We start from the raw sequence: 13470 nt of genomic DNA on the forward strand, positions 1-13470 counted from the left end.
ACTTACTATGGGCTTTCTAATTTCCAAAGCTTAGGCATTATAATTTTTCCAGAAATCCATGCCTCAATTTTAGGCTGTTGAATGCTTTGATAATAAATACTTTCAGTATTGATTAACAGACCTAGAGTATCTCCTTGATTAAGCTGTCCATTGACGCTCGGCAATTCAATTTCTTGTTCTGTTGTCGTACCTAATACGATTTGATCATAAGCCTGTTTTTTTGAGGAGTTAAATGGTGCTGTTTGTTCATTTAAAATGTCATATTTTCCAGATGCTTTTGATTTGATAGCAACCGAAATGAACAATGTCGGCGTACTTTGATCTGTAGTTTGCACATTTAATTTGAGTTGAGGTGAGCCAGTAAGTTGAGATGATTCAGTCGCAGTATGAATGGGAATAAACACGGCTTGAGTTGTGGTGGGTTCAATCCAAGTTTTGGTTAAAGTGTATTGCTCTGTTGCAGCTAAATCAGCGAGATGTTGAATGGGGCTATCATCTACACATAGTTCAGGAAGAGTTGTATTTGTATTTTGATCTTTCAGCTTTTGATTGAACCAATCCAGCACTGTTTTTTGTAGATCGTATTTTTGCTTATTGCCACAGCTGACAGATTTTCCAATATACCAAAATGGTGTGTTACCTGAAGGAGAGCTTTGTGCGAATGGTTGTAAATGACCGCCTTGTACACCAATTAAATGAACTTCATGATGAGCTTGTTGCATACATTGCGCTGCTTTAACGCCTTCATTAAAGGGGAACAACACATCTCTAAATCCTTGGATAATTAGTGCATCTGCTTGAGGCACTTGATTATGGCTACAGAACCAACTGGCCTGATGTGTTTTTAAAAAGTCATAGGTCGAAGCTTTTAACTGACCTTGTTGGGTATCGAGATAAGCTTGTTTTAAATCTGGGTCAAATTTATTCCAGTTCCACCAATCACCAATTAAATTAAGAAAGCTAATCCAATTACTTTTGGGAGTACCATTTGGTGCAAGGCTATTGACGATGTCATACCATGTCGTAATCGGGACGATCGCTTGTAGGCGAGGGTCAAGAGCGGACGCAAGGTATTGCACGCCGCCAGCATAAGATTCGCCGATCATACCTGCACGAACGCCATTTTGATTTTTTGCTAATTGAGGAAGGTTGTTTTCCGCCCAATTCATGATGCTAATAACGTCTTGAGCTTCTTTTTTAGGATCTGTTAAACGGATTTTGCCCTGACTATTACCATGTCCACGTTGATCATAGCTAATCACCCAATAGCCTTCTTTCCATGCTTTCTTGGCGATTTGTCCTGTTGGAAGTAAGAATCCATATAAACTCATTTCTGGTCGTTTCATGCGAGATAGACCAAAACCATGTGTATGAATAATTAAAGGGGCATCTTGACCCGCTTTTAACTGAGGTTGGTATACAGTAAAAGCTATAACTGTACCATCAGGTGTCGTTGTTTTGGCTTGATAATAGCGTTGTTTTAATTCAGTTGTTTGTTTTTGATTTGCCTTTGGTTGGATTGTTGCATGAACACAACCTTGTAAAGCCAAAAATAAGCTAAACCAAATCCATAAAAAATAACGACGCATAGATTCTTTCATCCTTGAGCAAATCTCGAAAAAGCCAATTTAGTTTACTGTGTCAGGGTGAGAGATACTACCAACTGATAGATCATTCTGCTGACCTACCAGTTTTAGAAGAGTTAAAGATACTTTGGCCTGTTCCGAAATGCATATAAGAATAATCCCAAGCAAAGCAAGACTAATCCTATAACCAGATGTGAGCTTAATCGTTCGTTATTGAAATATATGCCCCAAATGGTTGCCAAAACAGGTGTAAGAATTGTAATGAGCATCACTGTTGTTGGATTGAGCTTTTGAATTAAATGAAAATAGCAAATCATGGCCAAAACTGAGGAAAATAGGGCACTGTACAATACGGCTAAGCTTGTCTGAATACTCGGAAAATGAGTTGGTGCTTCTGAGATAAATAGAGGCAACAGACATAAATAACCTAACCACGACATCAGCGTTGAACCTGTCGTTTGAATAATAGGATGAATCTCAGCACCAATCTTTGCCACAGCAAACATAGATAAAACATAGAGTAAAACAGCGATAATTTCATACCCAATGCCTAACATATCGAGTTGAATATCATCAGTTCCAATTCCTAATGTAAAAGATAAACCTACAATTGCCAGTGTTAATCCATACCATTGACGTTGTAAAAAATGCTCACGTTTTAAAATCAATACAGAAATTAAGCCTGTCCACAAAGGCGCAGTGCCATAAATAATAGAAATCATTCCTGATGAAACTTTTGTTGCACCCAGATAGCAAAAAGACATCGAACCAAATAAGCCCAATGCACCTGCTGCATAGCTGATCATCGCTTGTTTAGTCACAATCAATTTAAGTCGAAAATAAAATAGACAAATCAATGCAAGAGGGATCGCGAGACTAAATCGTAGGAATAACCCCCACGCCCAATGAAGTTCTTGCACAGTCAATACCGCGGCTAATGGTGTAAATGACCAAATGAATACGACTGCAAGAAATTGACCGACTGTAGCAAGGCGAGGGTGAGTAGATACTACAGTCGGTTGTCCCTGTGTTGCTTGAATAAAGTTCTTCTGCTGGAATTGTGACATGGAAATTCTCCTGTATTAAAAAAGTGATTTACTATAAAAAATAGATGTTTAGGCAATAAAAAAGGTCGCTACTGAGGCGACCTTTTTGCAATTGATGTTTTATTTAAATTGTCATCATATTCATGTTTGCAAAGTCTCCTCGCATAAAAATGCAGACACGTCGCCACATTGCATGGATTGAAATGCAATTGGTGAATTGAGTCGGATATTGAGAAGAAACTCTATGGATCAACATGTGTGATATTTAAAATGAATTTAGATTTTTATAGCACAAGCTTTGGTTGAAAAATAGTCGTGTTTGAGAATAAAGTTAAAAATAGAATGATTCAGAAGATAAATTTTAGGATTGCTTAATTTTTGGTTTTTTTCATAATGTGGTGATGTGATTTAGATAGAAGTTTTGTTTTGTCTCCTTTAGAAATTATTGCTGTTGTAATCAGTATCATTGGTGTCGCATTGACGGTGAGACGTAATATGTGGTGTTGGTGGTTTAACTTCGTGGCATTCGTTCTCTATGGTTATCTTTTTTATACGTATAAACTTTATGGCGAGACCATTCTGCAATTTTTCTTCATGGTGATAAATTTCTACGGTTTTTATTATTGGTTGAAAGGGAAACGTGAAGATCACGAAATTCGAATTGAAGCGATTGCTCCACAAACGGTAATCATTCAAATGTTGATCGCTGCAACTGGTGGTTTAATCTTTGGCTTGGTATTAAAGCATTTTACTGATGCGGCAGTGCCGATGTTAGACTCTCAACTTGCTGCTTTTAGCTTACTCGCAACTTATTGGACGAGCCGAAAACATATTGCAACGTGGGTGTTGTGGGTCTTTGTCGATATTATTTATGTGGGCATGTTTATTTATAAGGATTTGTTTTTAACAGCGGCCTTGTATGCAGTTTTTGTTGGATTAGCTGCTTATGGTTGGTGGCAATGGGAACAAGTAAAACAAAAGCAATTCGCGGCTTCACACCAATAAGAAAAGGGCAGTTTAACTGCCCTTTTAAGTCAAGATTATTGTTTCTGAGTTGATAGATAGTTTTGAACTGCTTTACGACCAATCGCAGGATCATCCGTAAAGAAGCCATCTACACCAGCTTTAAAGTAAAGGTGCATTTCTTTGATTGAGCCTGTTTCACAACGTTCATCTGCTTTTGAACTACATTTAACTGATTCAGGTAAGAAGTTGTTTTCTGGGCGGAAAGTATAAGGGTGAACTTTTAGCCCAACATCATGAGCATCTTTAATAAATGATGTGGTTTCGGTCATCGCCGCATCTTTAAAGACATAGACTTTCCATGGCCCAACGCCATTGGCGTAGCTTGATACATCTTTTAAGCCTTGAGCCGTTGCCATATCGCCGTAAGTTGTTGGGTTTTGAGTAGCTACATAATCCGCTGGGCGCGCAGTTTGTTCATCATAAAGCTGAATGAGTTGCGCATGTTTCACACTTTTATGGAGATCAAGCTGCTGTTTTAGATATTTTAAATTGCCCACTTCAAATGACTGTAAGTAAATTGGTGCAATGTCTCGAGTATATTGATACTTTGCCAGTGTTTGCAGCAACTTATCTTCCATGGCTAAATTTTGATTTTGGAAATAAGTAGGGTGTTTGGTCTCAATATACAAACCAATGATTTTTCCAGTTTTCTTATAGTTTGTATTTGCAAGGTCAATGATTTGATCCAATGTTGGAATGTCATATAAATCATTATATTGCGTGTTTTGAGGACGGTACTGTGGGATACGTTCACGCGCTTTTAATTGCTGTAATTCTTTTAGTGTAAAGTCTTCAGTGAACCAACCAGTAAGTGTGACACCATCAATCACTTTGGTTTTCTTACGATCAGCAAATTCAGGTACATCTGCGACATTAGTTGTTCCACTGATTTCATTTTCATGACGTGCTACTAATAAGCCATCTTTAGTCGATACTAAATCTGGTTCGATGAAGTCAGCACCATCATCAATTGCTTTCTGGTAAGACTCAAGTGTATGTTCAGGTCGAAGAGCGCTTGCACCACGATGACCAACCACTAATATTTGGGGAAATTCATAAGTAGGTTGCTTTGAGTTTGAGTGATCGTTGTTATCGTCATTACAACCTACAAGGCTAATTAGGCTAAGACAAATGACTGCTTTTTTTAACATAAGTAAGCTCATGCGTTTTTATCAAAGCAACTAGTTTGCAAGTGTTTTTTATCAAACGGATGACAAAAAGATGATAGTTTTGTGAAATCTATAGGATTTCTAAGGCGAATAAATAAAAACCGAGCCAATCAGTTTTACCAAAAAATAAAGCTGATTGATGAACTAAATCTTTTAAGATTTATTTTGCCAGTAAGGCCAATTTGCTTCTGGAGTAAAATGATAATTATCATCTTGCCAATAGGATTGATGGCTGGATGATTTATCTTTTAAGCCCATAATGTGCATCAGGTTATTATCTAATTCGGCGGTGTTTAATGTTTTGGTATTATTTACACCTGCGATACGTTGTCTATCTGACCACATAATGACAGGAACTTGATAACCTGCTTTGGTGTTGGGACTATGACCTGCATAGTCGATTTCATGTCCAACCTCATTACCGTGATCTGAAACCACGGTAAATGATCTAAAGTCAGGAATATGATCAGCTTGTAATGTATCCAGAAATTTAGCTAACAAAGAATCTTCGTATAGCACGGCATTGTCATAATCATTTCTTAATGCACGAATCCAAGGATCAATATTTCTATTTTTTAGATCAGTTTCAACTAGATCATTACTATCACTGGTAAATTTATTAAAAGCGACTGGATAACGCTCTTGATAATTAGGATGTGCACCAATTAAATGAAGAATGATGAGCTTTTTAGGTGCTGGATCGGCTAAAGCTTGTTGGTAAATTGGAATGAGATTTTCATCTAATGAGGTGCTGCTACGACCTGAACGTTTATTCTTATAAATTGCTTGGTCTGCATAAGAACCGAACAATGATGAAAGGTAACTATCATCTTGGTTACTTAACCAATAAATTTTATAACCTGCTGCACGGGCATATGCTAAAACACTTTCAGGTGAATATTTGTCATGTTCAGCAGCGGGACTTTCAGTAAGTAAAACACGTAAAGCATTAATGGTCGATGGTGATGGAGAAAACGCATTACAAAATACTTTGATTTCTGATAGCCGTTTTTTTAACTCTGGAGTCGTGTCACGAGAATATCCACAAACACCGAGATTTAAACTGGTTAAGCTTTCAGAAACAACCAAAACATGGGTTTGTTTACCTTGAGATTGTCTTGTTTGTATTAGGTTTTTATGTGCACTGACATCCCATTGTTTATGAACATTTTTATGCTGTTTTATACGACCTCTAAAATCCTGAATTTTAGTCTGATAATCACTCCAAAAGACGAATGGATGTACTTTTCGAGACGGTTTCATGATATGGCTTGTCAAGCAGAGTAAAGTCAAGAAAATAATCAGGCTACGGAATAAACGACTTTGCCAAAGCTGCTGAAAATGTTCTGGTTTTACAACTTTATAAATTGCGTAACTATAGAAAGCAATCAGAAGCACTAAGCCAGTGAGTACACCGATTACGGCTACTCGATGAAGTTGTAGAAACTCCCAAATTTCCTGCTGATTAGTATTGGCAATCGCTTCGATTATGAAGTACGCTTCATTATCACTACTAAATAAAAACCAAGTGCTTGATCTTAAGAGTGAATCAAGTAGAAATATGAACCACCAGATCAATGAAAAACACAACCAGTATCTTTTTTTGCGTGAAATGGCTAGATAAATAAAAAGCACGCCAGGTAAGGATAAAAAGCCTAGACGTAAACCGTCTGATAAATTTCCTGCAAAAATGAGCAAACCACCAGTGATGAGTGCTGGAAGTAGAATAAGTAGCAGAATATTAAAACTTTTTAAGCTGGCCTTCATAAATGCCTAGTAAAATGGGGAGGAGAGAGTTAGGCGTGCTAATATCTGTTTTAGTTGATATGGTGTCAATCTTAATTTATGAAGTATTTGATTAGACTGTAAATTAATTTATATCGCATGATTTTGATGACTCAATATTTTGGGCATCGTGTTTTATAAATGTTGTTATTTTAAAATCCATTATTTCTCCTCATTTCCTTGTATTTTGAAATGATATGTTAAAAGAGATAGCGTTTACTTGATTGCTCGGTAATGATCACAAACGCAACTCCCAAAATGATTATCATTTGAAAAATTGACTGTTTCAGCATATGGAATGAACAGCCATGCTATCTAAGTTTTTTATTGAGCGTCCGATCTTTGCAACCGTGCTAGCGATTTTGGTGATGGCATTTGGTATTTTTTCGACACTCAATCTCCCTGTTGAACGTTATCCCGATATTGCCCCTCCTCGAATTACCGTTGCTGCGACTTATAGTGGTGCTGATGCACAAGCGGTTGAAGATAGCGTGACACAGGTGCTTGAACAGCAGATTAAAGGGATTGATCATTTACTGTATTTTAGTTCCAGTAGTGATGCGAGCGGAAATAGCAGAATCAGTTTGTACTTTAAGCAAGGTACTGATCCTGATCAAGCACAAGTTCAAGTGCAAAACGCAGTTAATGGTGCAATTAATCGTTTACCAGAAGATGTACAACGTCAAGGCGTGAATGTTAGAAAGTCATTAAGTGACTCTTTCATGGTCATCGGTCTTGGAGATAAATCTGGCCGATCAACAAATATCGATATTTCTGATTACTTAACCAATAATTTTGAGTTAAATCTCAGCCGTATTGAAGGAATTGGCGAGGTCAATGTTTTTGGTTCGCAATATGCAATGCGGATTTGGCTTAATCCTCAAAAATTACAAAGCTATCAATTACAGGTCAGTGATGTTCGCACTGCGATTGAAAATCAAAATACACAAGTTGCTGCTGGTGCGGTTGGTGATTTACCAACGATAGATAATCAATATCTCAATGCTAAAGTAACCTCAGGTTCACTATTACGTGCCCCTGAACAGTTTGAAAATATTGTTATAAAAGCCAATACAGATGGCAGTTTTGTTTATCTCAAAGATGTAGCGCGGGTTGAAGTTGGTGCTGAAAATTACCAAGTCTTTAACCGCTTAAATGGCTATCCTGCTTCTGGTCTATCTTTATCATTAACAGTCGGTGCAAATGTGATGCAAGTTGCCGATGCTGTATATAAAGAAGTAGCACGCTTAGAGAAAACTTTACCAGAAGGATATTTTGTTGTTTATCCACGAGATGATACACCTTTTGTAAAAGAGTCAATGTCACAAGTCGTTTCAACATTAGTTGAGGCAATAGGGCTGGTTGTGCTTGTGATGTTTATTTTCTTACAAAACTGGCGAGCTACATTAGTTCCAGCAGTGACTGTACCCGTTGTAATTTTGGGAACTTGCGCAGTTCTTGCTGTTCTTGGTATGAGCATTAACACACTGACTTTATTCGCCATGGTATTAGCGATTGGCTTATTGGTCGATGATGCGATTGTCGTGGTGGAGAATGTAGAGCGTTTAATGCATGAACAGCAGCTAACAGCGAAACAAGCTGCAATTCAGTCGATGCAAGAAATCAGTGGGGCATTGGTGGGCATTACGTTGGTATTAACGGCTGTCTTTATTCCCATGTCGTTTTTTAGTGGTGCGACGGGGATCATCTATCGACAGTTTTCGATTACGCTGGTTGTTGCGATGGGATTGTCCCTGTTAGTGGCTTTGATTTTGACTCCTGCTTTGTGTGCAATTCTATTGCAACCACAACAAAAACAAGCACGCTGGGCTGTCTGGTTTAATAAAAGTTTAGATTATATTAAAGCATGCTATCTCAATGTTGCTAGTAAGGTGATTGGTATTAAAGCGATCGCTTTGATTGTGATGTCTTTATTAATCTGTAGTTTTATTTGGATTTATCGTGATTTGCCAACCAGTTTTTTACCTCAAGAGGACCAAGGCTTATTAGGTGTGCAGTTTAGCCTCCCGCAAGGTTCGCCGATGACTAAGACAGAAGAAGTCGGTAAGGTTGTTTCAGACTATTTCCTTGAACATGAGAAAGCAAATTTAAATGGTGTGATGGTCATTCACGGAAGAAATTTTTCAGGAACGGGTCAAAATTTAGGGCAAGCTTTTATATCGTTAAAACATTGGGACGATCGCAAGGGAACTGAAAACAGCGCACAGCAAATTCGTGCCAGAGCTATGAAATATTTCTCTAAAAATAATCAAGCTCGCATCATGGTTGTGATGCCCTCAGTGATTCGTGGTCTAGGTAATTCAGATAAAATTGACTTTTGGTTGCAAGATATCAAAGGCTCAGGACGCGACAGTTTGGTCGATTCTTTTAAAGAATTGCAGCAGCAAAGTAATGCAATTGATTCTGTCGAAAATCTAGATAAAAAAGGCAATGATGACCAAGCTGTTTTAAATATCAAAATTGACCATAAAGCAGCAATGATCCATGGTCTGAATGTTAGTGAAATCAATAGAACTTTATCGACTGCATGGAGCGGTAGTTATATCAATGATTTTATTGATCGTGGTCGAATCAAGCGTGTTTATTTACAAGGTGATGCTCCATATCGTTCAAAACCTGAAGATCTAAGTGCTTGGTATGTAAAAAACGCCAATGGACAAATGGTGCCATTTAATCAGTTTAGTCAGATTGATTGGCAAGGTGCGCCACCGATGCTTGAGCGTTTTATGGGGTATCCTGCAATTAGTTTAGATGCTGACGCAGCGAACGGTTTTAGTAGTGGACAGGGAATGCAGGCAATTCAAGGTTTGGTTGATCAAATGCCAGATGTTGGCTTGGCTTGGAGTGGATTGTCTTATCAAGAACAACAGTCTAGCAATCAAGCAATTTGGTTGTATCTCATCTCTGTCGCCTTTATTTTCTTATGCTTGGCTGCGCTCTATGAGAGTTGGTCAATTCCATCGGTGGTGATGGCTGCAATTCCTCTTGGTGTTGGTGGAACGATTATTTTTAGTTATTTGTTTGGTTTTGCCAACGATATCTATTTTCAGATCGCATTACTCACCACAATTGGTTTGTCATGTAAAAATGCCATTTTAATGGTGGAATTCGCTGCAAGTCTGCAACAACAAGGAAGAAGTAGCTTGGATGCTGCACTCGAGGCAGCAGGTTTGCGCCTTCGTCCAATTCTGATGACATCGATTGCTTTTGGCGCTGGTGTGATTCCACTTATGTTCTCAAGCGGCGCAGGCGCGTTAAGCCGACAAGCAATTGGTTATAGTGTATTTGGTGGTGTGGTATTCGGAACGATTTTAGTACTGATCTTTATTCCGTTTATGTATGTATTCGTCACCACTTTGTTTAAACCGAAAATAAAAACTGAAACGATCTAGTCAAATGAATTGTATTACTCATCAATGAACAGTTCAAATGGAAGGTCATCTGCCTTTTCACAATTTGAATTGTTCATTTTTGTTGTCTAAGTTGAGAATAAAAAGAAATATTTGTAGTATTGCCGTGCCGTATAAGCGGTTAAATGAGGATTAATTCCCTAAATGGACACGCAGAGTTGTAGTTTTTCTAAAATTACATATTTTTATATTGATCAAAGTCAGAATGAAGAGCGCTTAACGACAGTACAATAATAATCTGTCTTTAAATCTTCATTACTGATGATTTGTAGTGAAGAGGCAGACATGAGCTACAACAATTTTTTATATTTATTAAGTGATGCATTAAAGAATAATCACATTGAACTTGCCCTTGAATCAATTAAAACGTTCAAGGCCGTAGATATTGCTGATGTATTGACACAGTTATCTATTGATCAAAGTCAGTTGTTACTCAAACATTTGCCTGAACGTGCTTATGTTTTTTCCTATCTTCCCCCAAATGAGCAAGTGAAATTAGCCAAAGTTATGCCTAGAAATACCTTGGCAGAAATTATTGGTGAAATGTCTTCTGATAAACGTGCCGATGTTTTTAAGTGTTTAGACGAAGAGCAACAAAATGCATTGCTTCCAGCTTTAGCTCAAGCCGAACGTGAAGATATCCGCCAGTTGTCTTCTTACATGGAAGGTACGGCAGGGGCGATCATGAGCTCTGAATATGCAACCTTAAAACCGCAGATGATGGTGAAAGATGCGATTAAGATGTTGCGATTAGAAGCACCTGACACAGAGACCATTTACTTTGCTTATGTCTTAGATGAAGCACGAAAAATTTTAGGTGTTTTGTCATTAAAACAGCTCATTCTTGCTGCCGAAGAACAAAACATCAATGAGCTTATGGTCACTGATGTTTTAACTGCTTATGTGGATACGGATCAAGATGAGGTTGCAAAGACTATTGCTCGTTATGATTTATTGGCGCTGCCAATTATTGATCGACAAGGCATGATGGTGGGAATCGTGACCTATGATGATGCAATGGATGTCGCAAGTGAGGAAGCTACAGAAGACTTCTTAAAGGTGGGAGCGGTCAATGCATCTACTAAATTAAGCATCAAATCTGCGCCGATTTTGCAGCTATACCAAAAACGTGTGTTTTGGTTGGTATTCTTAGTGTTTGGTAGCTTACTTTCTGGTATCGGGATTGCACATTATGAAGATGTCATTGCACAGAACTTAGTACTGGTCTTTTTCTTACCTTTGTTAGTTGGTAGCGGCGGAAATGCAGGTTCACAATCCTCTACACTCATGGTTAGAGCTTTAGCAACAGGTGATGTTCAATTCAAAGATTGGTTTAATCTACTCGGACGCGAGAGCCTTGTTGCATTATGTTTGGGCGGTACAATGGCAGTCGCCGTATCATTACTTGGATATTTCCGAGGGGATGAAATGGTCGCGTTGGTATTGGCTCTTAGCATGATGGGTATTGTGTTAATGGGCTGTTTAATTGGCATGAGCCTACCGTTTATTTTAAATAAGGTCGGGCTTGATCCTGCTAGTGCATCTGCACCTTTGGTGACATCGATTTGTGATGCAACAGGCGTCATCGTGTACTTATTTATTGCTTCGATGATTTTATTCTAAGTAAGTAATAATTTTTGTACCGACAAAACTAAAAAACTACTTTATTCTCAATACATAAACGTTGTTTAGGTTAAATGAATGTCTAATCAGACCCAACAAAAAAAATTAACTCAACAGCAAGCAGTTGCTGTTGAACGGGACTTAGCTAAATTTGCAAATACGATGGATAGTTTGGTGCGTATCCCATTTACTAAGCAAGGTGTGGGCGCCGATGCTGCGTTAAGTACAGTTCCTTTTGCAGGTGATATCGCTGGATTTATTTTGACACTTTATGCTTTTAAAAAAGCACGAGAGGTTGGAGTTCCTCAACATAAATTAAATGGGGTGGTTAAATTAGCCATCATGGATATGTTGGTTGGATTTGTACCAATCGTTGGAACGTTATTTGATGTATTTATTCGCCCAAGTCGCAAGACATTAGAAATCGTACATGATCATATTCGTGAGGAATATCAGGTTGACAATGATATTCATGTGGTACATCCATTCTTACATGAGTCTTTAGAGCAAAAGCAAAAAAATTCAGCTTTTTGGCGAAATCCTATCGTAAGCTGGATTTGGTTACGTATTCCAGACTTATTAGGCATAGCCGTTGTTTTGTTATTACTGATTGCACTATGGGCTGGTTTTAGCTATGCATGGCAGCTCTATCAATCTTTCAAAGCTAGTTAACGAATTTGTGATTAAAACAATAAAGCCTCCAAATGGAGGCTTTATTTTTCATCTATTTTTGATTATTGAACATTTAATTGCTGTAACGCAGCAACACGTTGTTCAATTGTTGGGTGGGTTTGGAATAAAGCTGCTAAGCTAAAACCTTGTTCCTTACCTTCCGCAATTGCAAATGCTTTCATTTCTTTAGGCATTTGATCAGGCATTTCAGATTCTGCTTGTAAGCGAAGTAATGCAGAAATCATTGCCTGTTTACCTGCTAAGCGTGCGCCAGCTTCATCTGCGCGATATTCACGTTGACGAGAGAACCACATCACAATCGCAGACGCCAAAATACCAAATACGATATCAAGTACGATGGTAATCGCAAAATATGCAAGACCGGGTGCTTCACCATCTTCACGACCAAACACATTACGATCAATAAAGTCACCAGCAATACGTGCAAAGAACATGACGAAGGCGTTTACAACACCTTGAATCAAAGCAAGTGTCACCATATCGCCGTTAGCAACGTGACCAATCTCATGTGCAAGTACTGCACGAAGCTCATCTTTATTCATACGCTCTAATAAGCCTGTCGAAACAGCTACCAGCGCATCATTTTTATTCCAACCAGTCGCAAATGCATTTGACTGATAAGATGGGAATATACCAACCTCAGGCATGTTAATACCTGCACGTTGAGAGAGTTGAGCAACTTCTTGTAATAACCACGCTTCAGCCTGATTACGAGGTGCATTAGGGTCGATTAATTCAGTTCCAGTGGTTTTTTTAGCCATCCACTTTGACATGAGTAGGGAAATAATCGAACCCACCATACCAAACACAAAACAGACGACTAATAGGTTGCCTAGGTTTAAGCCACCCGCGCCATGGTAACTACCGACACCGAAGAGTGACAAAATAATGCCAGCTACAACCAGTACCGCGAGGTTGGTAAGCAAGAACAAACCAATCCGCATCATTGAGAAAACCCTCTTATAGAGAAAAAGTGATCTGATTTACAAATTATAAATCATAACGTTAATATGCAGGGTGAACCCTAAAAATTCAAGCAAAAATTATGTGCAGATACATTTAGCTAATAAAATAATGAATTAGCAGAGAAACAGTTACTTAAAAGTCATTT

At 38.2% G+C, this 13470-nt stretch carries 9 protein-coding genes; 4 read left to right on the forward strand and 5 right to left on the reverse strand.

Annotation, left to right across the window (positions count from 1 at the left end):
- Positions 1 to 5: 5 nt before the first annotated feature.
- Both F959_RS05595 and F959_RS05600 read right to left on the reverse strand, forming a co-directional pair.
- A complete protein-coding gene (locus tag F959_RS05595; RefSeq protein ID WP_004878292.1) occupies positions 6 to 1589 on the reverse strand; it encodes an alpha/beta hydrolase family protein in 1584 nt (527 codons plus the stop codon).
- 113 nt (positions 1590 to 1702) lie between these two features.
- Positions 1703 to 2653 carry a DMT family transporter gene (locus F959_RS05600; protein WP_004878294.1) on the reverse strand — a complete coding sequence of 317 codons (951 nt, stop codon included), beginning with the start codon at positions 2651 to 2653 and terminating at the stop codon, positions 1703 to 1705.
- A 405-nt stretch (positions 2654 to 3058) separates the two neighbouring features.
- Between F959_RS05600 and pnuC the strand changes: the two genes are divergently transcribed.
- A complete protein-coding gene (gene pnuC, locus F959_RS05605) occupies positions 3059 to 3637 on the forward strand; it encodes a nicotinamide riboside transporter PnuC (RefSeq protein WP_017196857.1) in 579 nt (192 codons plus the stop codon).
- A 35-nt stretch (positions 3638 to 3672) separates the two neighbouring features.
- Here pnuC and F959_RS05610 read toward each other — a convergent pair whose 3' ends face one another.
- Together F959_RS05610 and F959_RS05615 are read right to left on the reverse strand one after the other, a co-directional pair.
- Positions 3673 to 4809, reverse strand: a complete 1137-nt coding sequence (locus F959_RS05610; protein ID WP_004878296.1) for a glycerophosphodiester phosphodiesterase — start codon at positions 4807 to 4809, stop codon at positions 3673 to 3675.
- Between the two features lie 171 nt (positions 4810 to 4980).
- A complete protein-coding gene (locus F959_RS05615; protein WP_004878297.1) occupies positions 4981 to 6594 on the reverse strand; it encodes a phosphoethanolamine transferase in 1614 nt (537 codons plus the stop codon).
- Positions 6595 to 6920: 326 nt separating this feature from the next.
- On the opposite strand from F959_RS05615, the gene F959_RS05620 reads away from it, so the two are divergent.
- The 3 genes from F959_RS05620 (at position 6921) to F959_RS05630 (ending at position 12338) form a co-directional block, all read left to right on the forward strand.
- Entirely contained in the window at positions 6921 to 10025 is a 3105-nt protein-coding gene (locus F959_RS05620; RefSeq protein ID WP_004878298.1) for an efflux RND transporter permease subunit, read from the forward strand.
- A 303-nt stretch (positions 10026 to 10328) separates the two neighbouring features.
- Positions 10329 to 11666, forward strand: coding sequence for a magnesium transporter (gene mgtE, locus F959_RS05625; RefSeq protein WP_004878299.1), 1338 nt, complete (start codon positions 10329 to 10331; stop codon positions 11664 to 11666).
- A 78-nt stretch (positions 11667 to 11744) separates the two neighbouring features.
- Complete coding sequence (locus F959_RS05630) at positions 11745 to 12338, forward strand: DUF4112 domain-containing protein (RefSeq protein ID WP_004878301.1); 594 nt, start codon at positions 11745 to 11747, stop codon at positions 12336 to 12338.
- A gap of 62 nt (positions 12339 to 12400) precedes the next feature.
- Here the strand turns inward: F959_RS05630 and htpX are convergent, their stop codons facing one another.
- Positions 12401 to 13306 (reverse strand): protease HtpX, encoded by a 906-nt coding sequence (gene htpX, locus F959_RS05635; RefSeq protein ID WP_004878303.1) that lies wholly within the window; start codon positions 13304 to 13306, stop codon positions 12401 to 12403.
- Between the last annotated feature and the right edge of the window lie 164 nt (positions 13307 to 13470).

Origin of the sequence: Acinetobacter venetianus RAG-1 = CIP 110063 (genome assembly GCF_000368585.1) — a bacterium.
Lineage (GTDB): Bacteria > Pseudomonadota > Gammaproteobacteria > Pseudomonadales > Moraxellaceae > Acinetobacter > Acinetobacter venetianus.